Below are 26,945 nucleotides of genomic sequence, written 5' to 3'. Positions count from 1 at the left end.
GCACAATTCATTCCTTTAGCTTCGCTTTCGCACAGAAAACATTTGTTGCATGAAGATAAAGCACTCAAAATCAACTTGATTCTGAGTGCTTTCTAAGTCATTTCTTTTCTGCTACAATTCGCTTTTCTAATTCCTCTGTTAAAGCCAGCAGTTCATGCTCAAGGCGATGTGTAAATTCCTCGCGCCCTTCTTTACCCTTACCCGTTACATAAAATGGCTCGCCATAAATTAGATAACCCTTTCCACGTTTAAAGACATCACCAGCATTACGCGCACCAACATAAGCGGCTGGTACAATTTGCGCTTTTGACAGTTGCGCTATTGTAATCGCACCTTGCTTTAAATCCGAACCCTCAGCATTTCGTGTACCAGATGGGAAAATCCCTACGATTTTACCCTCTTTCAATAACTGTGAAGGGATTTTAATAACACTTGGTCCCGGATTGTCACGATCAACCGGAAAAGCATTTAATCGTTCAATTAGCCAGCCAAGACCTTTTATATCAAACAACTGCTTTTTAGCCATAAAGTGAATTTCTCGAGGAAACATTGAAACTCCAAGATTTAAAATATCAACATAACCCGTATGTGTACATGCAATAATAAACCCACCTTCCTTCGGTAAGTTTTGCTCCTCATATACACGCGCCTTTGAGCCCGTTATTTTTAATATCACTTTTACAAGATTTGCTATAAATTTATACACTGTTTCATTCCTACCTTATTCAATAGTTATTCCCATTGTAATCGAAAAGACCAGTATACTGCAATTGTATGTGAAATAACTAGACTCTTCCCACTAATATATCAACATCAATCGTAATTTCATTTAACTCGATATTGGCTTCCTCTTTTTTATGCCAGCCCATCGGTGTCATTTCAAGCAGTGCCGGTACAAGCTCTGTAGCTAGCGGTACCGTATAAGTTATACGCTCCACACTAACATCGGCAAAGCTTTCTTTAAAACGAGCAACTATTTGTTCATTCGAATACGACTCTTTAGTAGAATCTGCATATAATTGTGCTCGAAGCTCCTGTAAGTACCTGCTTTGAGGGACAACCTTCACAACACAACCATTGTGAGTTAATAGCCGTTTAAATTCTTCGTAATTGGCGGGCGATAAAATATTTAATATGGCATCGAAGCTTGATCTTGCAAATGGACTTTTCGCTAAATCACCAACACACCAAATTTGCTCTGGGTAATGTCGGGATGCAGCAAGTATGCCTTCTTTCGCTATATCAATACCAATGCCAATACAGTTACCTTTTTGACCCTCCATAATACGGGCTAAATGTGAACCCTCACCACAACCTGTATCCAGCACGGTTTCTGCATTAGCAATTAGCTCTCCGATTTTATCTTCTACTACATCATAGATTCCACTATCAATAACCGCTTTTCGAGATTCAAAGAGATCTTTACTGTACTTAGAAACAGCACCATGTGTCAGCATATTGACATAGCCTTGCTTAGCTATATCAAAAGAATGATTCGAGGAACATACTAATCTACCTTGCTCAAAAACATCCATTGACTCCTGACATATCGGACAAGCAAAAAGCTTTATATTTTTATCCATTAACGCTGCCCCTGCAGCTCTTTTAGAAAGTGCTCCCATTAATTTGCCTCCTTCAGTTCTGTAGGTGAAACAAGTACGAAACGCTCCCACTTACGACTTCTCCATCTAAAGTATACAATAATGGCTCGCATCCATTCATCTGCCGAAATCGCTAGCCAAATACCTACTAAACCCCAATGTAAAACAAATACAAACAAGTAGCCGAGCGGGAGGCTCATACATACCATTGATAAGAAACCGATTTTCACCGGGAATCTTGCATCCCCTGAGGCACGTAATGAGTTAATAACTACAATATTCATCGTACGCCCTGTTTCAAGCAGAATGCTTAATGCTAGGACAGATGCTCCGATGGCTATGACCTCTGGATCATCAGTAAAAACGTGCATAAGTTGCTTACGGAATATCGTCACAACAGCAACCATAGTTATCGTAAAAGCGAAAGCGGCTCGTACACTTGACCAAAGCTGATGATAAGCTCGATCTTTTTTACCAGCGCCGACATTTCGCCCAATGATTATAGCTGTGCCTGTCCCGATTGCAATCGCAAATAAATACGTAAACATCGAAATATTCATGGCATACTGTCTTGCAGCAAGTGTCTCTGAGCCCAAATACGTTGCATAATAAAGGAAAACAATCTGACAAAACTGATAAAGCACCTGCTCAAATGCTGACGGTAAGCCTATATTTAATATTTTCCGAACATATTCCTTTGAATACTCGAAATAATATTCTAGCTTCACTCTTACTTCCATGACTTGATAAAACAGCCAGAAAAACACGAGAATTGCTAATCCACGACTTATAACTGAGGAAATAGCCGCCCCTTTTACACCTAACTCTGGTAATCCTAAATTACCGAAGATTAAACCGTAGTTTAATACAACGTGTAGCACATTCATACCTAGTGATACATACATCGTTTGTTTTGTCCATCCATGTACACGGATAATCGCTGCTAATGAATTTATAATTGCCTGTAAAAAAATAAAGCTTCCTATAATTATTAAATAGCTTTGAGCGTATTTAAGCACTTCCCCCTGTAAGTTCATCATGGTCATTAAATGACTTGAAAAGAAGAAAAATAAGACACTCATCATAAGTCCAACGACCAAATTCATCGTTACTGCTAAAGCGGAAATCTTCGCAGCTTCAAAAATGCGCCTTGAACCTAAATATTGAGATACAACAATGGAAGCACCATTACCAACTACTTCAAGTATTAAAATTGCAATATGAATATATTGATTGGCTGCACCAACTCCTGATACAGCATTGTCTGATAAAGCACTGAGCATAAATGTATCGGCTAGTCCCATTAACATAAATAAAAATACTTCTAAGAATATCGGCCACGTTAATTGGAACAAACTTAACTTATTTGTCTCTTGTATATCACTTTCTTTTAATGTATCTGCCAATACTTTTCACTTCTCCTTTACGCTTCATAAAGATAGATTTTACGGGCAGTTAAATTACGGCCTGTTAACACGGGATGAAAATATATAGTATCTTATCATAGATTTTTAGGGTGTAAAGTAAAGATTGCGTAAAGCTAGTATAATACGCAAAAAAAATCCCTCTCACAAATTTATGTGAAAGGGTTTCTGGTTTCTTATCATAGTAAGCAATGGTCCTGCAATTGCTTACGTTTTTCTGTTGTTAAGCCAAATTCTTGCTCTAAAAAAGCCGACTTAGAGCCATATCGGTTATCCATTGCGTCAAATGCTGCTTGTAAATAGTCCTCACGGGCAGACATTAAGGCATAAAATTGCTGTAATTCTCGATCGCTATAATCTTGCTGAATCGTCTGAGCCATTCGTTCTACTAAGGGACGTAGATGTACATTTGTATCTAGATAGTCCTCCATTATCGTTTCCTCAGGTACATCTAAAGCAAGTAAAATAAGTGCACTGCCAATACCTGTTCGATCCTTCCCGACTGCACAATGATGAACAAGCCCTAAATTTTCAGGATGTTGAATCGTTACTATTAACTCCTTGAACGAGGCATTATTAAAAGGCATTTGTGCATAAAATTCTCTGAACATCTCCGTGCTTACAACCTTATAAAAATCTTTTCCACCAGTATTTGTAGGCATCTCAAAAGCGTGATTTCCCTTTGCTGGTATTTGAATATACTTGGCATACGGGAATACCGGATTAGGATTATTTTGAGCCTCATGGTTGTCTCGATAATCAAAAATTGTTTTCACACCTAGCGTTTCAAATAGCTCCTTATCTGCTTTCGTCATTTTACCAAGTGCTGCTGAACGATAAATCAAACCATTCTTAATAACACGCCCATCTCTCGACTTATAACCACCCATATCCCGAAAATTATAGACTGCCTCAAATGGAGTAATCTTCATATCAAACTGTTTCACTCACTGCACCTCCCTCTGTTAGCAAGCATTCTTATTTCTATTTTATAGAACAATTCGATATAATACCAATTTTCACACTAGGTAATGTCATACACTACTTAGAGAGCGATAAGGGGATTTATTTGAGCATTTCTTTATCTAGGCGGAGCGGGTGAGCGTTTACCCGAGCAGTTTTCCGCTTTACCCGATCACTTTTTCATCAAAGCGGAGTAAGTCTCCTTCTTATCCAAAAAAAAACTGCCCTCGATATAAAGGGCAGCTCCAAAATACTATTTTTCGATATAAACTATTTAAATAATTCAGGATATACTGCTTTTGCTATTAACTCAACAGCTTCGCCAATACGCGGACCTGGACGGTTTGAAATATCAGTATCTATAGAATAAACCGCTTTATTTTGAATGGCCGTGATTGAATTCCATCCGTCACGAGAAAGGATTTCTGCCGTTGGGTTTTTCACATAGTTTACTGTTGTTAAAATGACATCTGGATTTTTCGCAATAATATCTTCCTCAGATACCTTTGCCCAGCTTTTGAGGTCAGCAAAGACGTTCTTAACATTTGCAGCATTTAAAATCTCTTGTTGGAATGTACCCGAACCAGCTGTATATATGTCTGGCTTTGGACCAATTTCTAAATAGACTTTTTTTGGTTCTTTCACATCTTTGACTTTCGCTTGGACTTCTGCAATTTTACCTTTAATATCTTCATTTAACTTGTCGCCTTTATCTTTGATTCCCATAACTGTTGCGATTTGTTGGATATCCCCATAAACATCATCAAATGATTTAGCTGATTGAATGGCAAACACTTTAATACCTGCATCTTCGAGACCTTTTAAGGCATTTAAATTTTCTTCATCGCCTCCAGTTGTATAGGCAATAACGACATCTGGCTTTAACGCTAAAATACGCTCACTATTGAATTTTACAGAATCAGAAACGCGCTCAATTTTTTGCGCTTCTTCTGGATACGTATCATACTCAGTTGCACCAACAATTTTATCACCCACACCTAGAGCAAATAGAACTTCTGTATTACTCGGTTGTAAGGAAACAATAGTTTTAGGTACTGCTGCAAACTCTACTTCTACACCACGGTCATCTTTAACTTTATAACTAGTTTTCTCAACTTGTTGATCTTCTTTTGAAGTAGTCTCTTTATTCGTATCTTCTTTTGCGCCACAGCCAACTAATACGAGTGCCAGCATCAGCACAGAAAGCCATTGTAGCTTAAACATTTTCTTCATTTCATTGATTCTCCTTTTTCTTTTTCATCGGGTATGACTTACTAATAAACGGTATTTCAGCAATACCAGCATGCTGATTCATATAGACAGCCATTACAAAAAATACATTGGCTAGCAATCCTAAATAATCAAAGAGAATAGCCGGTACTTCGCGTTCTTCAGATACTTTATGCAATACGCGATATGATTTTTTCGCTTCACTACGGCATAAGTGTAATGCAGTAGCGACCTCTGTTCCATGAGGTAAGACAAAGTTTTGTATTTCATCCTTAACATGACTAACATAGAAATCATAGCGATCACTTAGCCAAGCCAAATCATCTTCGTTTACCGCTAATTTACCTCGTACTGAGCCATTTACATGATAAGCCATTGGTAAAATGGCAAGTAAATCATCTGCTACTACCTCTACCATTTCCTTTTTTACCGCTGCCACAGCGACGCCAATATGTGTTGTAAGGCTATCCGTTCGAATTTCAAAATCTACCGTTGATGCCTTTTCATGCATAAATGGATAACAAGAATAACGTGCATCTTTTTTCAAATCTAAGTCCCCGCTTTCCTTCATGAAAAATTCTTACTTTATAGCCCATCCGGTGCCCATAAAAAAACGCTGTTCCCACGCCTAAGGAAACAACGAAAATAACATAAATAGTGTGTCGTATAGACACGTCATAGCCTATGTATTTGCCGCATATTCTCCTAGCTTCCGAAGAGTTATCTATACGTTCAAACAAAGGTCGGTCTCCTGGCTTGTACAGTTCATTCAATCACGTCGTGAGTCATAAAAAAACCTTCCCATCAAATAATTCGACAGTGGTATATCTTTATGATTCCTGTACTTACAGTTGCGGAAACAGCTTCGGTTTTTCACCGAATTCCCGAATATGCTATAGTTCAGCACCCTTATTCTGCAAGAATTATTCACTTGTAAAGCAGTTTAACATAGATTGATAGGAAAAAATAGCTTTGAAATGAACGGAAGACAAATGAATACGAACAATAGTAAGCCCTTTGTCTACATAGCTATAGAAAACCATTTCTTGTGAATTCATGAGTTTTAAAGTTATTGCTCTTCACAAAATTATGTACTTGACTACACATATAAACTATAGGAGGACGCTTTCCGTAAACTTAGTCTAATCCTCCCTCCATATGCTTTTATCAACCAACTCTTTTAATCAAAAACGGATTTTAGCATTGATCCAAGGTTTTATAAGATTTTTTCAATAGCTTGCTCAATATCAAGCTGTGAATCTGTAGGTTCATAGCGGGCAACTGTTTTACCATTTTTATCTATTAAAAATTTCGTAAAGTTCCAGCGAATATTACGACCGTCTAAAAAACTAGGCGCAATTTGGATAATTGCTTCTGCTAACATTTTTTCCTGCATACTTGCCTTGCCAAATTCGCGATAATCTATCTCGTGCTTTAAATAATTGAATAATGGGTGTGTCGCATTTCCATTTACCTGCACCAGTTCAAAAATTGGGAATGTTACACCATAGTTGATTTTACAAAGGTGCGTAGTTTGTTCGCCATCTTCAGGATTTTGATGATCAAATTGATCACAAGGAAAACCTAATACGACAAAATTATCTTTCCCATATTTGTCATACATTTTTTGTAAGTCTTCGAATTGATATGTAAAACGGCACTTATTTGCTGTATTAACAATTAACAGCGTTTTCCCTCGATAAGTTTCCATTGATAATATTTCACCATTTGGCTTCTTTACTAAATAATTATAAATGCTCATTATTTAACTCCTTTTACTTTTTCATGGATCATCACCAAAACGTGTGGTTGATTTCCGTTCCGACTGGGCGCTTTCCTGGGGGCGTCCGATGAGCCGCTTCACTCGCGCTGCTCGCTCCAGGGTCTCATCTGTGACGCTAATCCCCAAGGAGTCGCCCAGTCTCCACTCCAATCAACTTATTTACATAGTATATGTTTTATCAAAAGTCATCCACGACTTTTAGTGATGAACCTTTTTCATACTATTATCAGGTGTGTTATTAACCATTTTAGAAGACAGTATTTTCCGCTAAGGGCATCAACATACATTAGCGAAATTCCAACAAAAAAATCCTATTATTGGTCAAGAATAAACCTATTTTTTCCTACTCAACACGCCTGGATATATTATAAACTATTTCTCTATTAACGAAAGAATTTTCACAAAAAAATAGCCATTCCACGAATTTTAATGGATGGCTTTCATATATTTTCTTTTGCATTTAACATCTTGTTCTTCCTCAATTAAACGCTCCGCAATTTTTAGTAGTTTCGGGTCATTCGTTGCATCGAATAGCTTTTTAAAGGATACAATAATATCATAGCGTATTAATGTCGGGTGCTTTTCGTCTAAGCATATTTGAAATCTTTTCGCCAAATATGAAACGACTAAATCTCTTTGTACCTGCCCTGCTAAACCTATTCTCCAAATTGCCTGTAAAGTATGCCTCGCAGTCACTGTTTTTTCATCATACGTTACTGCCCAAATCTTTAAGAAGTCCTCTAATACTCTTTCTTCAGGATCACTTTTTGCTGCCAATGCGCATAAAAATTGCGCAGCACTTGCACGCACATGTTCGTTTTTGTATGTAAGAGCCTGAACAAGTTGTTCCCAAACTGAATATGTCCAATCAACTGGTTCCTGCATAATTTTCATTAATTCTTCGTATGATTTGTATTGTATATCAAGGTCACGCTCTGTTAAATTACTAAAAAGTTGCAAAATCTTTTTTTCCATGATTCATCCCTACCTTTATTGTTTCAGAACGTAAAAAATGGTGTACTTATATGTGTTGTCTTCACTACTACGAAATGAAAGTCGCAATAATTTTAATTTAAAGCAAGCTCCCGTATTGTATATTTCAAAATTATCAGAAATGAGTCTCAACATGCAAGGGAACATTTCTTTCATTTATATAAAGATACATTTTACACGTTAGCATTATTATTGGAGGTGTCACACTTATTGGCCTTCTTTTAAAATCCAACCAAAATACACAATTACGATGGCAATCATTATATGGATAACTAGTGATATTCCTTCTCTCGGCCCTATTGTCATTTCAGTATTAGGGCTATTGTAGTAAATATATCTACTTATGTAAATTTATTCATCCTAGATGTTATTTTACTCATTATTCGTCGAGTAGTCGACCCTAAATTAATGGATTACCATATCGGTTGCGTGATGAGTTTACTCTCATGATCTTAAATATAGCATTGTACGAAGTAATATTTTAATCAGTTGGTTATGGGCTAAACTCTAATACTCATCCAAAATAAAAAAGGTCATCTTTGTAATTTTTTCACAAAGATGACCTTTTCGCTATTTAAATCGTCTATATAATAGTAGGGCTTATTGAATACGACCGAAGCCTACTAAATATTGATTCCACCAATCAAGTGATTCAATGACAACACCTTTATTTTGAGCATCGATCATCGTGTTGTTCCCTAAGTAAATACCTACATGGGCTATGCCTGAACCATAGCTGAAGAATACTAGGTCACCTACACTTGCTTCACTTGCTGAAATATGTTGTGTTGCTAAATATTGTTGTGATGCTGTACGTGGTAAAGATACGCCTGCCTGTTTGTAAGACCATTGTACAAGACCTGAACAGTCAAATCCTGTTGATGGGTTACTTCCGCCCCAAACATAGCTACGGCCTAGGAATTGCTTTGCAGTTGAAATAGCATCACCTGAAGATGCAGTGCCTGCTCCAGAACCGATAACGACTTTTTGTGGTGATTTTCCATTGTTCGCATTGCTGCTGTTGTTAGCGCTATTGTCGGTATTGTTATTGTTACCGTTGTTGTCTGTTGCTTGTACAACTGGAGTAGCTGCTTGAAGTGCACGTAAACGAGCTGCTTCTTCCTCTGCTGCTTTACGTTCTGCTTCTAAACGTTCTGCTTCTTGTTTCGTTGCAATTTGTGCTTTTAATGCAAGAGATTTCGCTTCATTTTCAGCTTTTTTTACTTCCATTTCGCTTTCCTTTTGTTGAAGCTCTTGGAATTGCTTTTGAAGCTCTTTTTGTTTTTCATCTAATGTTGTTTTTTGTTTCTCTAAGTTAGTCTTATCTGCTTCTTGTTGATCTACTAATTCTTGGTCAGCATCCATTAATGTTTTTACCGCTACGACACGGTCCATTAAATCTGCAATGCTTTTTGATTCAAGAACAGCACTTAAATAAATACCCACAGTATTATCTTGAGCTTGGTATGCAGCCATACGATCACTTAAAATCGCTGAACGTTGCTCAATACGTTTTTTTGTATCTACAATATTTGCGTCAACTTCTTTAATATCTGCTTGTACTTTGTTAAATACTTTTACTTTTTCATCGATCTCTTTTTGTAATTTAGTTAATTCGTCTTGAAGCTCTTTAACCTCTTTATCTATTTTAGCTTTCTTATCAATCATTTGTTGAGATGTTTCTTCTGCATGCACTACTGTTGGTTGAACCGTATTAAATAATAAGCCGCCAGCTAGTGCTAATGCTAGCACCATCGACTTACGCCATTTATTGCGCTTACCCACGTTATTCTTTCCCTTCACTAGTCAATTTCGCTCTTAGTATTTTAATGTAATCACTGGAACGATTTCTTTTGTTTATTCTTATATTTTATTAGCCTTTTAAAGTTTAGCATTATTAGCATAACTTTTATACTATTTCACGTCTTTTTAATCGTTTAGTAAAACTCGAAACATTCTTGTAACATTCACGTATATCCTTGTATATTCTACAAAATACCGTTTTATTCTACATAACAACGTTTTTAACTACTTTACCATTAGACCCATTATTTGTTTTGTAATGTTTTTGTAATATTTCTCAAGAGCATTTTTAAAATAAAAAAGGGTAAGGGAGCATTTCCCCTACCTCAGCTTGTTGACAAAAGAATAGAAAATAAACAAAGATGATTTTCACTCCGTTGGCGCTTCCTATTGCCTCATAGAACGTAGCGCTTGGATAGAAAGGCGTACTAAAAGAATGGCACATAAAAATAATCCCAAGTATGCAGCTGTATTTAAGTAAACAGCGTACGCGTCACGAATAAATTGTGAAATTGCTAAAAGTGCTACAGAAATAATGCCAAAGGTAATACCTACGAGAAGTAAGACGAAACGGGAAAACAAATGTGTAATAAAACGAGCATTATCCTCATCCGAAAAAACATCGTGATGTAAGGTAATTTTTCCGCCCTCCACCCGTTGAATGAGCTGGTCAACTCGTCTTGGTATTTTGCGCAATGTCGGAATAAGCATTGCTAATTCTTCTTGTAAACGTTCCTTTGTTGCCATCGGTTCTTTAAATGGCTTCAGGAAGGATGCTCGCATATATGCAGATGAAAAATCTTTCGCTTCCGAAAAAATATCAAAATCCGGGTCAATTACTCGTAATGTCCCCTCCAATGTTACAAATGAACGCAGCGCTAAACCTACTGCTGGATAGAAAACAAGACCGAAATCACGAACAACCTTAAATAACGCATGTATTAATTCCTCTGTTGGAATTCGATCCACGTAAGAGATTTTCAAGAGAATTTGATCAATTGCTTGCTCTATCTTTGCACGTTCTGCATGATCTGCATTTTCAACCAACAATGTTAAGCCGTCAAATAAAGTACATGAATCATTTAAATGGATCCCCATTAAAATTAGCTTTAAGCCATCTTGTTGTGTAGCTCCCAAACGGCCAACAGCCCCAAAATCAAGAAGGATCGGTGTGCCATCCGTCTCATCAACATGAATATTTCCTGGATGTGGATCTGCATGAAATATACCCGAAAAAAGCATTTGTTCAATGAAGGAGTATAAAACAGTCTGCGCAAACTTCCTACGACTATTTTCTAATCGATTAAATTCAGCCTCAGCATTTGCAACACTTTTCCCCCGTACATATTCCATGACAATAATATTTTCACAACAATATTCTGTATAAATTTTAGGAATCCGCACCTTATATTCGCTTTTGGCAAGAGCATTCGTCACCTGCATTGTATTACGAGCCTCTATATCTAAATGAATTTCCTCGCGTAACCCATCGCCAAATCCTTTAGCAAGCTCTCTAAAACCAAGTGACTCAGCCCAAGTAGACTTGGTTGAAAGCCAATTGGCAAATTCCTCTAAAATATCGAGATCGTCTCGCATGATTCCCTTCACTTCCGGACGTAGTAGCTTCACCACGACTTCATCAAAATTTTTCAATCGTGCCTTATGTACTTGCCCAATAGATGCTGCCGCAATAGGCTCCATTTGAAAGCTTGCAAATATTTCATTCATAGGCTTCGGAAGTGACTCTTCTAAAATTTGTGTTACCTGCTCTGACGATAGTGGCTTCACACTATGTTGTAACTTCTCTAACTCGGCAATAAAGATCGGCGAAAACAGTTCCTTACGAGTAGAAAGTACCTGACCAAATTTAATAAATATCCCACCACATTGCTCCAAAGTTACCCTTAAAGCAATGGCAAGCTCCTTTTCATTTTCTCGTTGTCTTGCGTATTTAATCGTTTGAACAACGCCATTTGTCACCGCTATTTTTAACACCTGACGCAAACGCTTTTGCTGTCGCCAGTAGCTACGAAGGCGCAATAATAAATTTTTTTTGCCATTACGACGATCTCTAGCTGTCATACCACTTGGATCAAAAAGCTCAAAAACGAGATAGAGCAACATCGAAATTAGTAACATACAGCCAATCCAAACAAGCGTACTAACCTCTGTCACTGTTTGCATCATTGGTTCGTACAATAAGTCTGTATGACGTAAATAGGTATACCAGTAAACAAAGGACGTTAGCGTCACACTAATGACTACAGAAAGAACCCTACGTATAAAATTAATGTTTGAACCAATTAATCGACCACTTACAAAATAAATAAGCCCTGACACAACAATGATTTGGATTAAAAATTTCAAAAAAATCAACAGCGTCACCTCCGATGCTACTTCCTAATACTGCTAGTATAACAAAATACGTCATTTTCTTCTTTTAATGTATAGAACGAGTAACCAGGGAAATAGTTACTTTGATAAAGGGTGTGGTTTTATAATAGTATCTTTTTTTGGCATGACATCACCATCTATATCTTGAAAAAATAGAGGCAGTCCTTCCGCTAAGATAGGATGTATAACTTTCGTTGGATCTTGTCTTTGATGGTGAATATGCAAGTGAGGTTCCGAGGATGAACCGCTATTTCCAACACGTCCTATGAAATCTCCAGGTTCTACAGTATCTCCAACTTCAACAGATACGCTACCTTTTTTTAAATGATTAAGTAAAAGATACGTACCTGTTTCCTTTATTTTTATGTACACGTAATTTCCTTCTATCGACTTAAAATCTTCCGTCCCTGGTGTAATGTCAGCTTCATTATTTGAAACAGCAATAACAACTCCAGAAACAGGTGAGTAAATTTCTTTATTCCATATTCCGTAATCCTCATTACTTTCACTATTAATACTATATGGTTCCATTACTAAATCGTAGGCCCATCTCTCTGATGCCCATACTGCATGAGGCAAATTATCTTTAACATTATTACCGCCCCACCCAACTACAGTTTCTGCAGCTAACGGCCAGCTTACAGTTATAGATGGTTGAGCACGTTCAATAGTGTTCGGGTAAGCATAAGGAATAATATTCATGGTCATTAGTATTGGAAAGATTAACATTATGTTTACGACTATATTAATAAACAGCTTTACACTTTTTCGCTTTTTAACAATGAATATAATCAACATAATCAAATTAATCATTAATCCTAGCGCCCCTACGATTGGTAAAACTAATTTAAGTATTGCCCATGAATATGCTCCATATAAGCCACCACTAAAAAGAACACTGATCCATAACAATAAAATGAATCCTATTAAAGCGCCGTTTGTGTAACCATACTTTCGCAACATTTTTTTAATAATAAACTTCCTCCTTATGTCTAAAATCCGTGATAATAATCACCATTACTAAATATAGCAATCGAAGGATAACGCGCCTATACGACCTCAGATGTAGATTTCCATCTTTAGATAAAAAAATACCTTTAGACAAAAAATTCTAAAGGTAAATGGAAACGTATATGATTTCTACTCGCAAGTTCCCTCATTTTAATTAGTGGAAAGCACTTGCTCCCAATTTATTGTGCCATTTTTAACTTGTTCCCGTTTTTCTTTATTCATAATATCATTAGGACGTCCGCCTTTTGGCCAATCTTTACCATGATTAGCCCATTCAGGTCGATCCTGCGATAAAATAAAGGCTGCTAAATCAGCGGCATCTTGATCTGTTAAAGTACCTGTTGCGCCGACTGGCATATTATGTTTGATGTAGCCAGCCATTTTCGACATTCTCGCCATACCCGCCCCATCATTGAATGAGTTTTTACCCCATAATGCCGGACCTGTATTAGCACCAGTACCTGAGCCATCAGCTGCGTGACAAGTAATACAAGACTGGGCATATACTTCCTCACCGTTCTTAACATCCGGTACAGGAATGTTCTTCATAGTACTTGTACCTACCCATTCACGCTCTGCCCCGATAGGTACACCTTCTGAAATATAAGCAAAGTATGAGACCATTGCTTCTAACTCTTTACTATTCATGTCAAATTTCTTACCGTTCATACTGCGAACCATACAACCGTTAATACGCTCCTCAATCGTTACAATATCACCTGAGCGTGCAATATATTGGGGATAATTCGCCATAACACCTACTAATGACGAAACTTGCTCATCGTAACCTGCCCCTGCATGACAGCTTGTGCAAGACAATTGATTCCCAACGTATTCTTCTGCAGCAACATGTGTATTATTTACAAGCTCATAGCCATATAATATCGCTTCCTTCATAGGCCCATCTGGTACTTCCTCAATGCTTGGCGGCGCATAGACAACTGACTGAGCAGCTGCTGATGTTGGTATTTTTGTTTGTACAGCGGCTTCATTGCTTTCTCCTTTTGCATCCCCTAAAATTTTGTCGCTAATAACTGCCCCTACAAAAAGTGTACCTGCTAACAGTACTGTCCCCGCTACTCCTGCTACTATAGGTTTCATCTACAATACCCCCCTTTGTATAATCACCTATATTTTAGCAAAGCAGCATGTTTTTCGATGTGAATTTTCTCACACCTTGCGTAAATAGAACCATTTAGAGGATAAAATTATGAATTCTTTTGTTCTATAACACATCAAACGAGACTTAATACCTCTTGTAGTATGTAATTTTTCCTAATCAATTACGCCTCGACGTAATTGTTGCTGTCGCTTTGCTTTCGCACAGAAAAGATTTGTTGCTGTCGCTTTGCTTTCGCACAGAAAAAATTCGCTGAATGAAGATAAAAAATGCCGAGCACAGCATTGCACCCGGCATTATAGCGTTCCCTTATAATTTACATTCACCATCAGCACAAATTGCTTCACCATCACCTATCATCTTTAATGCCGGCTGGATACCCGCTATCTCTGCCGCTTGATGCAAAGTTCGTACAAAAACCTCATTCGGCTCTGCACCTTTAATACCGTAACGATTTTCAAAAACAAAGAACGGAACACTTTGTACACCTAATTGTTGGGCATCATATCGATCTTTGTCTAAAGCTTCACTGAAATCGTTTGATGCCAGAACACCCTTTGCTATTTCAACATCTAAGTCTAAATTTCCAATGACTTTTAACAAAAACCTATCATCGTTTAAGTCTTTTCCTTCCGTAAAATAACCACTCATAAGCTCTTCCGTATAGACCGACTCTTTACCAAACTGTTTTGTCCATTTTGCCAATCGATGAGCTTTTTCAGTATGAGCTGTTTTCATATCTTCAAAATTATAATGCAAGCCAACCTCTTCGGCCCGTGCTGCTATACCTTTAGTCATTTCCTTTACTTCTTCCAGTGTGGCGTTAAATTTCTCAGCCATCCCATCATATAAAATTGGTGCATCTTTCTTAGGCGTATGTGGTCCAATTTGATATGTTTTATATTCAATTTCTACCTGCCCTGAATAACCCGCTAAGTCAATAGCACGTTCCAATTCCCGTTTGCCAATATAGCAGAACGGACATGTAAAATCCGAAAAAACCTCAATTTTCATATATTACTGCCTCCTACAATATATCTACCCAAATTTTAATAGCAGTTGCCAATATAAGCACCGCTAAAATAGCTTTTAAAATTTTTGTATTTAATTTTTTTCCCGCTTTTGCACCTAGTGGAGCAGCTACTAGGCTAGCTATAATCATAATGAACGCAGGATAGTAATTAACTTGTCCGGTCATCAATTTTCCTATTGTTCCGCCTATTGAGGATACAAAGGTAATAGCAAGGCTTGTAGCGATTGTCATACGTGTTGGTATTCCTAATACTACCAGCATTATAGGCACCAACAAGAAACCACCAGCTGCTCCTACAATCCCTGATCCAATACCAACAATAAACGCTAATACAGCTGCTATCGGTTTATTGAACGTTACCTCATCTAAAGGCTTGTCGTCATTTTGCTTCTTAGGAATAAACATCATCACTGCAGCAATCAACGCCAATACACCATAAACGAGGTTAACTCCCACTTCAGATAAAAATTTGGAGCCATAACTACCAATGAAACTTCCCGCTAATACGGCACCACCCATATATATAATTAGTGATTTATTTAAATAACCACCTTTTCGATATGCCCATACCCCAGCCATAGAAGCAAACAACACTTCTACTGCACTAATCCCTGATACCTCGTGAGCTGAAAATGCCGCAAAACCAAGTAAAGGTGGGATATATAACAACATTGGATATTTAATAATTGCTCCGCCAATTCCTAGCATTCCTGATGCAAACGAACCTACAAAACCAATTGAAAATATTGTAATAATCCATGCTAAATCCATACTTTTCCTTCTTTCCGGTTACTTCACTAAGGACCAATATAAGGAAAGGAGGGTTGTTCTACCATCAAATAGAAGAGACAACCCCCACCAGTCTTAAGCTTTCTGAATAAAGAATGTAATGACACTAGCGTCTTCACATTTTTCTAAAATTGTATGACCGCCAGCTTTTGCCCAAGCAGGGATGTCCGCTAGAGCTCCCTTATCTGTTACTTGGACCTCTAAAACTTCCCCTGAAGCTAATGTATCTATCGCTTTTTTTGTTTTCACTATAGGCATTGGACAAGATAAACCCTTTGCGTCTAGTTGTAAGTTTGATTTCATATTTTTCTCCTTTGGAACGGCAAAGGTTGTAAGCGATTTTGCCGGTTCTGTTTGTTTTTTCACGACTTTACAAAGGATGAGCGCCTTCGCTTCGCGGTATTTACACGCTATAATCATGCATGCGTACTCATTGCATTTCAACATTCTTTTATAAATCAACTATCGAACTGCGCAACGATTCGGACCAATTTCCATCTCTGTTTGCTCATCCTGCGTTGGGGTAATCTTACCCATATTTACTTGACGAATTTCTTGATATGCGTTTGGCTGCGGAGGCAAATGCTCCGTTACGACACTTCGGAATTCTGCTTCATCTTTAATATTTAAGCCGTGATTTTCGGCAAATAATTGGCCAAGATGTTTTGCTACAGTTCCATCTTCATTTAGTTCATCAATAATCATAAAATGAGCCGGTAAAACAAGTAAATCATTCGATAATTCTCTGTATCGTTTGTAAAGTGTTTCGCGCAAATCTCCAACCCAATCTTCTGCAAGACCCGCTAAATCTGGGCGTCCAATTGAATCAATAAATAAAATATCTCCAGTTAATAAATACTTGTTGTCCACAACGAATGACGTTGAACCAATTGTATGACCAGGCGAATAAATTGCTCCTACGTCAATTTTAGATGTGCCAACTTGTACAGTTGTTCCATCAAGTAAAGGTGTATAGTCAAACACAACTTCTTCTGCATCTTTTGGTGGTAAATAATACGTCGCATCAGTAGTAGCTGCTATATGCCGTCCACCAGAAATATGATCAGCATGCAAATGTGTATCGAACACATATTTAATCTTTACATTTTTCCCTTCTGCAAAGCTTGTAAATGCGTCAGTAAAACGCACCGCATCGATAATTGCTGCTTCTCCCTCAGAGATGACCATATAAGAAAGGCAGCCCTTCCCTAAACGGACAAATTGATAAAGCTCACCACCACCTGTTAAATCTCCAACTTTAATCGGTTCTAAATATTCACTCCATGTTTTCATTCCACCTTCTAAATAAGCCACCGTGCGTCCCGCTTCTGATAACATCTCGGCTACCATCAGCGATGAACCTTCTTTCGCACAAACGACTAACACATCCTTATCCGCTGGAATCTTCGTTAAAATATCTTCGACGCCGTCTAATAGCTCAAAATACGGAATATTAAGGTATTCAAATTTACGGCCATCAATTTTCCAACCTTCGAATGCATCTGCATTTCGAACATCTAAGATAAATAGTTCTTCATTATTAATTACTTTTTTCGCTACCTGTGCTGCGTTCCATTTTAGAACTGACACTTTAGTTACCCCCTAAGGTATTGTTTTGTTGGTTTTTTTAGCGGAAAGGACTGTCCTCTCCGCCTGAATTGTTAGTTTAGTTTCATTTTTTTAGAACGTTAATGACGGTGCTGCATCTTTTGCAAACTCCAAGAACGTCACAGCTCCCCCAAACTCGATACCTTCAACAAAATCATCTGTCGTTAAACCCATTACATCCATAGTCATTTGACAGGCAATCAATTTCACACCTAATTCCTGTGCCATTTCCACCAATTGCGGAATTGCTGGTACATTAGCTTTCGCAAACCCTTCTGCAAAATGCTCTGTTCCCTCAGGCATAGGTAATGCATGCATTCCTTGCTTATGAATTAAATTCAATCCTTCGAATGTAAAGAAGATAGCTACTTCTTTCTCTGTCGCCGCTGCTGCCGTTGCAATATTGAACACCTTATACGCATCGAAAAGACCACCGTTACTTGCAATAATTGCTACTTTATTTGACATAATAAATTCCCCCTAAATATGTTTTGTTAAATCGCCCGCCCAAGATGTCATCCCCGGCAGAACGTTAAATACCTTTGCAAAACCATGTGCCGCAAGCTTTTGAGCAGCTAAATCACTACGCTTCCCAGTTCGACAAACGACATAAATCTCTTGCTCTTTATCAAGCTCAGAAAGGCGCCCCTCCAGCTCACCCATCGGAATAGACTTCGCTCCCTCTATGTGGCCAAAAGCAAACTCTCCCTCCTCACGAACATCGAGAAGAAGACCTTCTCTTTCTATTGCCTCTTTTAACTCAATTGTATGTTCAAACGTTTGCTCATCCATCATGTCGTCTGAACATTTACGAATGTAATGTTTAAGCACACTTTCTTCTTCCACTGTCCCAATATATTGATGGCCCACGGATTCAGCCCATGCAGCAATATCCGCCTTCGAACCCTTATCTGTTGCTGATACTTCTAAAATTTGACCATCTACTAAATCAGCCATCGCCTTTTTCGTTTTAACGATTGGCATAGGACAAGAAAGTCCCTTGGCATCTAGCTGAAAATCTGCCTTAATACTCATAACTTCCTCCTATATACCTACACAGGTATTGTTTTAGATCAATTATGCCTCGGCATAATTGCGTCCGGAATCGGCTTTGTGCATGCACAAAGAACTCCTTTCTGATTCCGTGACATCCGCCGGAGGCTTTAACTTCTTTCAGCGATCCATCCTGAAAGAAGTTTAAAAAAATAGCAAGCGCTACAGGTTCCCCACCTCTGCTTACTTTACTGCGCCATCCCAAGCAAGCATACCACCTACCATATTGGATACATTGAAGCCTTGGCTTTCTAAAAACTGCGTAGCATTTCCACTACGACCACCTGATCGACAGACTATAACATATGGTTCATTTTTATTTAGCTCATGCATACGAAATTCAAGTAAGCCAAGTGGGATATGAATAATGCCTGGTATGTGACCTGCCTCCACTTCATCTACTTCACGTACGTCGATTAAATTTATTGCCTGACCTTGCTCTAAAGCTTGTTGCACTTCTTTTGCTGAAATTTCCTTCATGCTATTTTCTTCCTAATACGCGCTCATGCCACCGCGGACATTTGTAACACGCTCGAATCCTTGTTTTTTTAATTGCTTACACGCTTGACTACTACGCATTCCACTTTGACAAATGACCACTATCTCTTTATCTTTCGGTAATTTATCGAAGCTTGAACCAAGTGGAATATTTTTAAATTGCGGGATAATATTTCGCCCCTTATATTCAGCTGGTGTACGCACATCGATAAAAACTTTATCCTTATCATTCAAAATATTTTTCAATTGTGCCGCCGAAATTGACTGTACCCCTTTCGTTGGCTTCATTCGCCAAACGAAAAACGCTATAACGACAGCAAGTATAATCCATGTTCCCAAGTACCATTGCCTCCTCCCACATACTATTCAGGGTATATAAAATTTATCTGCTTTTCACGACTAAATCCATTGCTTCTTGGATTGCTGTATTTACTTTTTCAGCATCTCCTTCAGCAGTTGTTACACACTCCAATAAATTTTCACTAACAATTACTCCGATAGTTCGATCAACCGCAGAACGCACGGCAGATAGCTGCGTAATCACATCTTTACAGCTTTTTTCTTCTTCCATCATGCGTAAAACACCGCGCAATTGACCTTCTATTCGCTTCACTCGATTAGTTGTTTTTGTACCGTAAGCCATACTGTTCATGCCCCCTTTCAAAACGATCGATTGAACTTGCTTACGAGATTCATAATATACCCCGTTAGGTATAATGTCAACGTGAAAGTTCTTATTTTTTCTTAAACATCATTACAATGTTTTTTCCTCTTGTATCAAAAAAAGCGAGCAATTCGACGATTTTACCATCGAATTGCTCGCTTAAATAGACTTTATAGCACATTGCTATGATAGCTTATTTCTTTTTAATAGTAATTGTCCAAGCAGCTTCGCCAACTTGTTCATACTCTGTTACCTCGTGCCCTTCTTCAGCAGCCCAACGAGGAATGGATTCTGTACCTTGTGTGCAATCAAATTGCACTTCTAATTCATCACCTGAATTTAAGTCTTTTATAGCTTCTTTTGCCTCTACTAAAGGAAATGGACAAACCATCCCCATTACTTCTAATGTTCTTTTCATATAAAAACACTCCTTCTTACGCTGTTATTACTTGCGTAGATTGCTTAGCTTTTTTACTTGGTCGAACGAATACAAAGTAAGATGCTGTCCATGTACCTAAAATCATAAACCCTAATGAAATCCAGCCTTGCCAAGTCATCATCGCTGTCATCACCAATCCATTACCAATTGAGCAACCTCCTGCTAAACCTGCGCCGAACCCCATCATAAGTCCACCGCAGAAGCTGTTAATCGCTGTTTTTGTATCTGGAATACGGAATCTAAATTCGCCACTCATTTTTGCTGCGAATAATGATCCTAAGAAAATTCCTAGTACTAGAAAAACACCCCAGTTGATGTAGCTAATTTGTCCTGTCACTAAAAATTGCAAAATATTAGCAGAAGGTGTTGTAACTCCTAATCCATGTATGCGACCAGTAGCAACACTTAATGGCCATGCTAAAATTGCAATCACACCAACAATTGTTGCAGTTATAAATGGATGCCAACGTTTTTCAAATAAAATATGTGCTAATCCCGTTTTTTTCGGCTTTAACCCCGGGATTTTCAATCGTGGCTTCTTGAGCTCACGGTAAATGATAAATGCTACAACTACTACAAAAATCGTTATAATCAACCAGTTGTTTACGCCAATTGTCTCAGCAATAGAATTACTTTCAATGCTCGTTTCTTGAATAGCTTTATCCAGTGGCAACAATACGCCTGATTTCATCATTGCTGCTACAAGCATATATCCAGCTAATGCAATCCAACTGCCAATTAAACCTTCTCCTGCCCGATACCAAGTCCCTGTTGCACAACCACCAGCGAAAATAATGCCAATTCCAAAAATAAATGAACCAACAATAACAGCTACGATTGGTAAAGAACCAGCATTGAATTTAAATACCTTTAAACTAATTAAGGTATACACACCAACACTTTGAATTGCTATCGCAATCAGTAATGCGTAAAACATACGATTATCTTTTGTCAAATACATATCGCGGAATCCGCCAGTTAAGCAAAAGCGACCACGCTGCATTACAAATCCTAGTAAAGCTCCACAAATAAGTCCTGTAATAACCATTTGGACCATCCACAATTCCCCTTTCTATACCCAAGTATTCTTATAAGATATATTACCACCTGTTTTACTATGAATTCAATTACTTTTTCAAAAACTACGAAAAATCTAATAATTCTTCCGAACCTATGCACTCAAAAACCCTTGCTACAAGTGCAGATAACTGCTTCTTATAACAAGGGTTCATCTATTTATTTATTTTGCTAATTGCATGGCTGGACCAAAGAATTCATAATGAATTTTTTCGTCTTTCACGCCAATCTCTTGTAAATTTTTAATGACTGCTTCCATAAAGCCAACAGGTCCACATACGTAAACATCTGCATTATTGGCTACTTTTTCAGCTAAAAATTCTTTTGTAATTATCTTATCTTCATCCGAATATAACGCTGTGTATGTCGCGTTTGGGAGAACACTTACTTTCTTTTGAATGTCATCGCTAAATGCCACAACTTTTTCGTTGCGCGCACATTGGATAAAGCTCACCTCATTTGCCGCATTATCTTTTAATGATTGCAGCATACTGTTTAATGGAGTTACACCGATACCACCACTTACAAATGTAATTGGAGCAGCAGTTTCTTCTAATACAAACAGCCCTGCTGGAGCACTTACATCCACTAAATCTCCGACTTCTAATACGTCGTGAATAAAGTTAGATACTTTACCATTTGGCGTATGATCGCTTTCACGTTTTACCGAAATGCGATAACCATCTTCTGTACTTGCTTGTGAAAGTGTATATTGACGGTTCATTAAATATTCTTCACCCGGTACTTTCACACGAATACTGATATATTGACCTGGCTCATAAGCTGGTAGTGGAGAACCATCTTCATTTTCAAAGTAGATAGATGTAACAAGATCACTTTCTACTACTTTTTTCGCTACTTTCAATGGTTTAAATAAGCGCCATCCGCCATTACCCTCAGCTTTTTGATATAGCTCTTCTTCTACTTGAATGAAGATATCTGCAATGACGCCATATGCTTCAGCCCAAGCATTAATAATATCATCTGTTGCTGCATCACCAAGTACTTCTTTAATCGCTTTTAGTAAGTTTTCTCCTACTATTGGATAGTGCTCAGGTAAAATACCTAGACTACGGTGTTTATGAGCAATTAACATCACTGCTGGTAAAATAGCTTCTAAATTTTCAATATGGACTGCTGCAGCATAAACTGTGTTTGCTAACGCCGTTTGCTGACGGCCTTTTTCTTGATTTGTATGGTTAAAAATATTTAATAATTCTGGATGAGCTTGAAACATATTTTTATAAAACGTTTTAGTAATTTCCACTCCATGAACTTCTAATACAGGAACTGTTGCTTTAATAATTTGTACTGTTTCTTGTTTTAACATATCGCTTACCATCCTTTCGTGATTACAATATAACGCTCTCACTTTTTAAAAGCAATATATAAAATACATCTTTAACAAAATGGACATAATTAATGTATTTTAAATACATCTTTAAAAAAGTATTGAATTCATAATACTTCAAGGTAAAAATGCTATAATTATTTTGAACTATAGAAAGTAGGGTGTTCTTATGCGCTTAACTTTATACACAGATTATTCCCTTCGAACACTCATATATTTGGGTGCAAAGGAAGATGGCCAATTATCAACTATCCAAGAAATTTCAGATGCTTATAATATATCGAAAAACCATTTAATGAAGGTGACACACCAGCTTGGATTATTGGGCTATATTGAAACGATTCGAGGGCGTGGTGGCGGAATTCGCCTAGCAATTGATCCAAAGACCATTACAATAGGTGAAATAGTACGCCATACAGAAGAGGATTTTCATCTTGTCGAATGCTTTGACAAAGAAAATAATCTATGTAAGATTGCGCCAGAATGTCAGCTAAAAGGTGTATTATACGAAGCACTACAAGCCTATTTAGCCGTCCTAGATCGCTATACTCTAGATGACTTTTTACATTCGAAAGAAAAGTTGATGGCACTGTTGCTTGGCGAATAAAAATACCCGCACAACTCAAGTTGGACGGGTATTTCTTTATGTCTATATTATTTTATAATGCCTTGGAAAAGAAAATCATATCTAGTGCACGAATTCCATTTTCATAGATTGGCTCTGGGTAATTACTGAAAAAATCTTTTTCAATTGCTTCCATACGAAAACCTGCTTTTTGATAGAAGGCAATATTATCAATACTAGAATTTGCTGTTCCAACTATTATCGTTCGATATCCTTGCGATTGACAAATTGTTGTTATTTGTCGCAGTGCTTCTTTTCCAAGCCCTTTACCTTGATACTTCGGTACAATCGCAATATTTTTTAACTCTACTGTCGTATCAGACTGTGCAAGAAGTAACGCTACACCCGCTAATTCCTCACCACATTTAATTTCGTATAATTCACCGTTATTTAAATATTCACGAACAGCGACTTCACTTTCATCAGCTAATAATAATTGTGGTATATAGTCTTCCCGCACACCTTCCACTTTCTTTAAGGATGTACGATATCGAACAAAATCTTCGCGCTCAAAAACATTTAAAACACATGGTTGCTTTTCTTTGACCTCTAGCCATGAATGCTCCTGCGGAAAGTCTTTCTCAACTCCTAATAGAATAAAAGACAACTTTTCCTGTGCCTTTTGTGAGCGAATATTGACCATTCTAGCTCCTGCAAAAACATGCTCTAGCCCTAACTCAAAGAATGCAATATCTAAAATCGCAACTTTTGATTGAAGATTATAGCCTTTTCCCCAAAATTCATAGCCCAGCCAAGAGCCAATATGACAGCTCTTTTTAGTGTGATCAATAAACATTAATGCCGTCACACCAATAAGTTGTCCTTCCTCATCCAGAACAACACGAGGGACTGTCTTTCCAGCTTCTTCGTCCACACATTCACGTTTAATAAAATTAATCGTATCTTCCACTTTGCCAGCAGGTAACCCTAGCGCATCTCGAACCTGTGGCATAGAAGACAATGCATGCATCGCTTCAGCATATTTTATATCGTGTCTCACTAAAGTTACTACCATATGCTATTCTCCTTTTAACATGATTAACAACGGATTTTGTATCATCCTCTACTAACATAATAAAGTTATTTCATCCATTTATTCATATATATTTCTTCTAAAAATCAATTATACGTTAGTTGCCAGGATACACCGAAACGATCCTGAATCCAGGCAAATTTCTTAGAAAATCCATAATTATTAAGTGGCATTAACGCTTGTCCACCCTCTAAAATTTGAGCAACTAGACTGTCGATTTCTTCTTCAGACTCACATTCCATAAAAATAGAAGTTGACGGTGTAAATGTAAAGTTATGCTGTATTACACTATCATTCACCATCATTTTCAAGCCTTTTAAATGAAGAACAGCCATCGCAACCTGTTTTGAGTTTTCCATATAAGTTAAGCTTTCCACTTGTAATTCTGAAAACCACTGTTGATATTGCTGAATAGCTTCATTGGCTTGTCCCTGAAACATTAAAAATGTAGTGGCACTTTTCATTTATTTAACTCCCCTTCATATTTTGTAATCCATTGCGCTGGTGTCATTTTCGAAACAAGCTCTCCAATTAATTCATACGGAATATTTTTAGTGCTTGTAAAACGAATACAGCTCTTCCCCATATTGAGTTTCGTCGGTACTCGTTTCGCATATTCCTCCTGGAACCACGAGAGTAACGCTTGATCTGCATAAATGCCCATATGATAAACTGCGATATGGCGTTTTTGTGCAGCAAGACTTATAAAGGGCAAAGGAGTATTTGGTGTGACATGATAGCCCTTCGGATAAGTAGATAGTGGGACAACATAGCTTACCATGTCATAATACATACTCTCTTCAAAACCCTCTGGTAAATTGCTTTCTACCACATCCACAAGTTTAGCAAAACTCTCTCGCCATTTTTCATCCACTTGTTCAATATATGTGTTCTTCATACTCTGCCCTCTTTTCAACATAGTATTATTGCTAAATTTTTTGACTAACAATTTTTATTAATTAAAAGACTCATTACATAACTTAGATTTGATTCCCGTTCCAACTGGGCGCTTTTTGGGGCGTCCGATGAGCCACTTATCCTCAATCGCTATGCGCGTAATGAATCCTACTTAGTCGCTAAACCTCTGCACTATTTCACAAAATAGCTAATGATGGATTACCAATTCCAATGAATATAGCATCATTTATAGGAACAAATAAAGTCTCTTTATTATTTATGCTTTACCTTCTGCCTTTGCTTTTCGGTATAATTCCTTTGTTTTGTAGCCTAATCTAATAATTTCACGCATCTCCTCTAGACGTGCTACTTGCGTCTCTTCCTTTTTCGCACTATAGATATAACGGGCCCAGTCCTTCTGATAACCCGGTGTTAATCCATCGTAAAATGTTAAATCATCCGGATTTTCCGCAAGTGAATCACGCAATTGAGGAATCATACCTTCATAGTCACTAACGCACTGACTACTCGCTGTCTTCTTCTTACCACGTCCCTTGCCATCTCTCTTTATACTTAATATAGAAAATGTCTCATCTAACGACATCAGACTTGCAAATTTATAATCACTGTCGACAATGTATTTTTCCTCGTCCACTTGAATTGCTGGGAAGATTTCATCGCGATGGATAAACTGTTCATACTTCTTATTCCCCTTTTTCGGATAAACAAAAAATAAATAGCCTTGTTCCGTAAGAGTGTTTAACTTTAGTGCATTTTGTAAATACGTTACCATTTCATCGATATTAAACACAAAGGCAATGATTCGATCATGAGGTGCATTTCCTGTTTGGGATATTCCCTCTAAAAGCATCTCCTGTGGTTGATTATGAATAGCAATGGACAATCCATCCTTCATTTTAAATTTCTTTTGCATAGTTTTGACACCTCTTCTACTTATCAATACAATTTTCTCTTAGTTTTGATAGTATAGCTGATTTAGTGAAATTTTCGTATAAAAAAACGCTCGAACATTCTCGAGCGTTTAAAATTGAGATAAGTTACTTAATTTTTGTAGTCGCAATTATTCCTTTAATAATCGGAATAGCTATTACAATTAGCACGATTGGTAAGAACCACCAACCGATATTCTCTACCTTCCCAAGTGCAATACGTATCATTTGGAATGATATAGCTGCAAATAAAATTAGACAGAGGTTTTTTATTTCATTCAATCCTTTTCGGCTATTCAAATAAAATGCCTCTACATTACTTTCGTTTAAGCGTGCCGGGTAATTATGCATATGAGGAGCTTTTTCAAGTAACCCTAGCAAGATCCATAGAAATAGTCCGATGAACGGAAGGATGAGTACCTCTATTTTCGAACCCCAACGATCAACTTCTCCTGCTCCATTAAAATGACCTGGAATCTCTTCGGGGAGTTTGCCCCACATTACAAAAATATAAAGAATGGACAGTACAAATAACCCGCCACCGATATAATCCCAAATCTTTTCATATTTCGTTTTCGGCAAATTCAAAATTGGTCTATACATCTT

Annotated in this window: 30 protein-coding genes and 1 riboswitch; of the genes, 1 reads left to right on the top strand and 29 read right to left on the bottom strand. The window is 37.5% G+C overall.

From position 1 onward, the window contains the following. Window positions 1–97: 97 nt before the first annotated feature. The 24 genes from AMS59_RS00905 to hmpA all read right to left on the bottom strand — a co-directional run bounded on the left by AMS59_RS00905 (window position 98) and on the right by hmpA (window position 22,813). Window positions 98–706: a 1-acyl-sn-glycerol-3-phosphate acyltransferase gene (locus AMS59_RS00905; protein ID WP_053481885.1), complete on the bottom strand. Its 609-nt coding sequence runs from the start codon at window positions 704–706 to the stop codon at window positions 98–100. Between the two features lie 79 nt (window positions 707–785). Then, window positions 786–1,622 (bottom strand): putative RNA methyltransferase, encoded by an 837-nt coding sequence (locus AMS59_RS00900; RefSeq protein ID WP_053481884.1) that lies wholly within the window; start codon window positions 1,620–1,622, stop codon window positions 786–788. Next, the gene (locus AMS59_RS00895) at window positions 1,622–3,007 is read right to left on the bottom strand and encodes an MATE family efflux transporter (protein ID WP_053481883.1); all 1,386 of its coding nucleotides are present in this window, start codon (window positions 3,005–3,007) and stop codon (window positions 1,622–1,624) included. Before AMS59_RS00895 ends, AMS59_RS00900 begins: the two co-directional genes overlap by 1 nt. A gap of 197 nt (window positions 3,008–3,204) precedes the next feature. Continuing rightward, on the bottom strand, window positions 3,205–3,972 hold the full coding sequence (locus AMS59_RS00890) for a tyrosine-protein phosphatase (RefSeq protein ID WP_082337334.1): 768 nt from the start codon (window positions 3,970–3,972) through the stop codon (window positions 3,205–3,207). A gap of 286 nt (window positions 3,973–4,258) precedes the next feature. Next, window positions 4,259–5,221, bottom strand: coding sequence for a cobalamin-binding protein (locus AMS59_RS00885; protein ID WP_053481882.1), 963 nt, complete (start codon window positions 5,219–5,221; stop codon window positions 4,259–4,261). Window position 5,222: 1 nt separating this feature from the next. Further along, window positions 5,223–5,765, bottom strand: coding sequence for a hypothetical protein (locus AMS59_RS00880; RefSeq protein WP_053481988.1), 543 nt, complete (start codon window positions 5,763–5,765; stop codon window positions 5,223–5,225). Between the two features lie 176 nt (window positions 5,766–5,941). Next, window positions 5,942–6,144, bottom strand: a riboswitch (cobalamin riboswitch). 290 nt (window positions 6,145–6,434) lie between these two features. Further along, window positions 6,435–6,980: a glutathione peroxidase gene (locus tag AMS59_RS00875; RefSeq protein ID WP_053481881.1), complete on the bottom strand. Its 546-nt coding sequence runs from the start codon at window positions 6,978–6,980 to the stop codon at window positions 6,435–6,437. 447 nt (window positions 6,981–7,427) lie between these two features. Continuing rightward, a complete protein-coding gene (locus AMS59_RS00870; RefSeq protein ID WP_053481880.1) occupies window positions 7,428–7,976 on the bottom strand; it encodes a hypothetical protein in 549 nt (182 codons plus the stop codon). A gap of 618 nt (window positions 7,977–8,594) precedes the next feature. Next, window positions 8,595–9,779: a C40 family peptidase gene (locus AMS59_RS00865; protein WP_304438244.1), complete on the bottom strand. Its 1,185-nt coding sequence runs from the start codon at window positions 9,777–9,779 to the stop codon at window positions 8,595–8,597. Between the two features lie 405 nt (window positions 9,780–10,184). Continuing rightward, window positions 10,185–12,173, bottom strand: coding sequence for an AarF/ABC1/UbiB kinase family protein (locus tag AMS59_RS00860; RefSeq protein ID WP_053481878.1), 1,989 nt, complete (start codon window positions 12,171–12,173; stop codon window positions 10,185–10,187). Between the two features lie 96 nt (window positions 12,174–12,269). Continuing rightward, window positions 12,270–13,103 carry a M23 family metallopeptidase gene (locus tag AMS59_RS00855; RefSeq protein ID WP_234007649.1) on the bottom strand — a complete coding sequence of 278 codons (834 nt, stop codon included), beginning with the start codon at window positions 13,101–13,103 and terminating at the stop codon, window positions 12,270–12,272. A gap of 249 nt (window positions 13,104–13,352) precedes the next feature. Continuing rightward, on the bottom strand, window positions 13,353–14,303 hold the full coding sequence (locus AMS59_RS00850; RefSeq protein WP_053481877.1) for a c-type cytochrome: 951 nt from the start codon (window positions 14,301–14,303) through the stop codon (window positions 13,353–13,355). A 328-nt stretch (window positions 14,304–14,631) separates the two neighbouring features. Further along, a complete protein-coding gene (locus AMS59_RS00845) occupies window positions 14,632–15,336 on the bottom strand; it encodes a DsbA family protein (RefSeq protein ID WP_053481876.1) in 705 nt (234 codons plus the stop codon). 13 nt (window positions 15,337–15,349) lie between these two features. Next, window positions 15,350–16,126: a sulfite exporter TauE/SafE family protein gene (locus AMS59_RS00840; protein WP_053481875.1), complete on the bottom strand. Its 777-nt coding sequence runs from the start codon at window positions 16,124–16,126 to the stop codon at window positions 15,350–15,352. Window positions 16,127–16,219: 93 nt separating this feature from the next. Next, entirely contained in the window at window positions 16,220–16,447 is a 228-nt protein-coding gene (locus tag AMS59_RS00835) for a sulfurtransferase TusA family protein (RefSeq protein ID WP_053481986.1), read from the bottom strand. A gap of 159 nt (window positions 16,448–16,606) precedes the next feature. Beyond that, entirely contained in the window at window positions 16,607–17,734 is a 1,128-nt protein-coding gene (locus AMS59_RS00830) for an MBL fold metallo-hydrolase (RefSeq protein ID WP_053481874.1), read from the bottom strand. Window positions 17,735–17,824: 90 nt separating this feature from the next. Next, on the bottom strand, window positions 17,825–18,220 hold the full coding sequence (locus AMS59_RS00825) for a DsrE/DsrF/DrsH-like family protein (RefSeq protein ID WP_053481873.1): 396 nt from the start codon (window positions 18,218–18,220) through the stop codon (window positions 17,825–17,827). 12 nt (window positions 18,221–18,232) lie between these two features. Continuing rightward, the gene (locus tag AMS59_RS00820; RefSeq protein ID WP_053481872.1) at window positions 18,233–18,787 is read right to left on the bottom strand and encodes a sulfurtransferase TusA family protein; all 555 of its coding nucleotides are present in this window, start codon (window positions 18,785–18,787) and stop codon (window positions 18,233–18,235) included. A gap of 201 nt (window positions 18,788–18,988) precedes the next feature. Further along, window positions 18,989–19,285, bottom strand: a complete 297-nt coding sequence (locus AMS59_RS00810; RefSeq protein ID WP_053481870.1) for a rhodanese-like domain-containing protein — start codon at window positions 19,283–19,285, stop codon at window positions 18,989–18,991. Between the two features lie 12 nt (window positions 19,286–19,297). Next, window positions 19,298–19,642, bottom strand: coding sequence for a rhodanese-like domain-containing protein (locus AMS59_RS00805; protein ID WP_053481869.1), 345 nt, complete (start codon window positions 19,640–19,642; stop codon window positions 19,298–19,300). Window positions 19,643–19,685: 43 nt separating this feature from the next. Further along, window positions 19,686–19,946, bottom strand: a complete 261-nt coding sequence (locus tag AMS59_RS00800) for a metal-sensitive transcriptional regulator (protein WP_053481868.1) — start codon at window positions 19,944–19,946, stop codon at window positions 19,686–19,688. Window positions 19,947–20,160: 214 nt separating this feature from the next. After that, window positions 20,161–20,385 (bottom strand): sulfurtransferase TusA family protein, encoded by a 225-nt coding sequence (locus tag AMS59_RS00795; RefSeq protein WP_049663225.1) that lies wholly within the window; start codon window positions 20,383–20,385, stop codon window positions 20,161–20,163. Window positions 20,386–20,401: 16 nt separating this feature from the next. Further along, window positions 20,402–21,463, bottom strand: coding sequence for a YeeE/YedE family protein (locus AMS59_RS00790; RefSeq protein WP_053481867.1), 1,062 nt, complete (start codon window positions 21,461–21,463; stop codon window positions 20,402–20,404). 183 nt (window positions 21,464–21,646) lie between these two features. Further along, on the bottom strand, window positions 21,647–22,813 hold the full coding sequence (hmpA, locus tag AMS59_RS00785) for an NO-inducible flavohemoprotein (protein ID WP_053481866.1): 1,167 nt from the start codon (window positions 22,811–22,813) through the stop codon (window positions 21,647–21,649). Window positions 22,814–23,003: 190 nt separating this feature from the next. Between hmpA and AMS59_RS00780 the strand changes: the two genes are divergently transcribed. Next, window positions 23,004–23,441: an Rrf2 family transcriptional regulator gene (locus tag AMS59_RS00780; protein WP_049663205.1), complete on the top strand. Its 438-nt coding sequence runs from the start codon at window positions 23,004–23,006 to the stop codon at window positions 23,439–23,441. A 52-nt stretch (window positions 23,442–23,493) separates the two neighbouring features. On the opposite strand, the gene AMS59_RS00775 is transcribed toward AMS59_RS00780, so the two are convergent. The 5 genes from AMS59_RS00775 to AMS59_RS00755 form a co-directional block, all read right to left on the bottom strand. After that, window positions 23,494–24,474: a GNAT family N-acetyltransferase gene (locus tag AMS59_RS00775; protein ID WP_053481865.1), complete on the bottom strand. Its 981-nt coding sequence runs from the start codon at window positions 24,472–24,474 to the stop codon at window positions 23,494–23,496. A gap of 104 nt (window positions 24,475–24,578) precedes the next feature. After that, window positions 24,579–24,956 carry a VOC family protein gene (locus AMS59_RS00770; RefSeq protein ID WP_053481864.1) on the bottom strand — a complete coding sequence of 126 codons (378 nt, stop codon included), beginning with the start codon at window positions 24,954–24,956 and terminating at the stop codon, window positions 24,579–24,581. Further along, window positions 24,953–25,390: a DUF1801 domain-containing protein gene (locus AMS59_RS00765; RefSeq protein WP_053481863.1), complete on the bottom strand. Its 438-nt coding sequence runs from the start codon at window positions 25,388–25,390 to the stop codon at window positions 24,953–24,955. The genes AMS59_RS00770 and AMS59_RS00765 overlap by 4 nt, the downstream gene beginning before the upstream one ends. Before the next feature lie 276 nt (window positions 25,391–25,666). Further along, window positions 25,667–26,323 (bottom strand): YdeI/OmpD-associated family protein, encoded by a 657-nt coding sequence (locus AMS59_RS00760; protein ID WP_053481862.1) that lies wholly within the window; start codon window positions 26,321–26,323, stop codon window positions 25,667–25,669. Window positions 26,324–26,447: 124 nt separating this feature from the next. Then, complete coding sequence (locus tag AMS59_RS00755) at window positions 26,448–26,942, bottom strand: DUF1648 domain-containing protein (protein WP_053481861.1); 495 nt, start codon at window positions 26,940–26,942, stop codon at window positions 26,448–26,450. Window positions 26,943–26,945 lie beyond the last annotated feature (3 nt).

The organism is Lysinibacillus sp. FJAT-14745, from assembly GCF_001275675.1.
GTDB lineage: Bacteria > Bacillota > Bacilli > Bacillales_A > Planococcaceae > Lysinibacillus.
This window is presented reverse-complemented; position numbering and strand designations above follow the sequence as displayed.

Coding starts and splice junctions, on each gene's coding strand:
- AMS59_RS00755 (WP_053481861.1), bottom strand. CDS start 26,942: ATGTATAGACCAATTTTGAATTTGCCGAAAACGAAATATGAAAAGATT.
- AMS59_RS00760 (WP_053481862.1), bottom strand. CDS start 26,323: ATGCAAAAGAAATTTAAAATGAAGGATGGATTGTCCATTGCTATTCAT.
- AMS59_RS00875 (WP_053481881.1), bottom strand. CDS start 6,980: ATGAGCATTTATAATTATTTAGTAAAGAAGCCAAATGGTGAAATATTA.
- AMS59_RS00850 (WP_053481877.1), bottom strand. CDS start 14,303: ATGAAACCTATAGTAGCAGGAGTAGCGGGGACAGTACTGTTAGCAGGT.
- AMS59_RS00845 (WP_053481876.1), bottom strand. CDS start 15,336: ATGAAAATTGAGGTTTTTTCGGATTTTACATGTCCGTTCTGCTATATT.
- AMS59_RS00770 (WP_053481864.1), bottom strand. CDS start 24,956: ATGAAAAGTGCCACTACATTTTTAATGTTTCAGGGACAAGCCAATGAA.
- AMS59_RS00775 (WP_053481865.1), bottom strand. CDS start 24,474: ATGGTAGTAACTTTAGTGAGACACGATATAAAATATGCTGAAGCGATG.
- AMS59_RS00825 (WP_053481873.1), bottom strand. CDS start 18,220: ATGTCAAATAAAGTAGCAATTATTGCAAGTAACGGTGGTCTTTTCGAT.
- AMS59_RS00795 (WP_049663225.1), bottom strand. CDS start 20,385: ATGAAAAGAACATTAGAAGTAATGGGGATGGTTTGTCCATTTCCTTTA.
- hmpA (WP_053481866.1), bottom strand. CDS start 22,813: ATGTTAAAACAAGAAACAGTACAAATTATTAAAGCAACAGTTCCTGTA.
- AMS59_RS00835 (WP_053481986.1), bottom strand. CDS start 16,447: ATGAAATCAAACTTACAACTAGACGCAAAGGGTTTATCTTGTCCAATG.
- AMS59_RS00885 (WP_053481882.1), bottom strand. CDS start 5,221: ATGAAGAAAATGTTTAAGCTACAATGGCTTTCTGTGCTGATGCTGGCA.
- AMS59_RS00820 (WP_053481872.1), bottom strand. CDS start 18,787: ATGAGTATTAAGGCAGATTTTCAGCTAGATGCCAAGGGACTTTCTTGT.
- AMS59_RS00800 (WP_053481868.1), bottom strand. CDS start 19,946: ATGGCTTACGGTACAAAAACAACTAATCGAGTGAAGCGAATAGAAGGT.
- AMS59_RS00790 (WP_053481867.1), bottom strand. CDS start 21,463: ATGGTCCAAATGGTTATTACAGGACTTATTTGTGGAGCTTTACTAGGA.
- AMS59_RS00765 (WP_053481863.1), bottom strand. CDS start 25,390: ATGAAGAACACATATATTGAACAAGTGGATGAAAAATGGCGAGAGAGT.
- AMS59_RS00900 (WP_053481884.1), bottom strand. CDS start 1,622: ATGGGAGCACTTTCTAAAAGAGCTGCAGGGGCAGCGTTAATGGATAAA.
- AMS59_RS00870 (WP_053481880.1), bottom strand. CDS start 7,976: ATGGAAAAAAAGATTTTGCAACTTTTTAGTAATTTAACAGAGCGTGAC.
- AMS59_RS00810 (WP_053481870.1), bottom strand. CDS start 19,285: ATGAAGGAAATTTCAGCAAAAGAAGTGCAACAAGCTTTAGAGCAAGGT.
- AMS59_RS00840 (WP_053481875.1), bottom strand. CDS start 16,126: ATGGATTTAGCATGGATTATTACAATATTTTCAATTGGTTTTGTAGGT.
- AMS59_RS00780 (WP_049663205.1), top strand. CDS start 23,004: ATGCGCTTAACTTTATACACAGATTATTCCCTTCGAACACTCATATAT.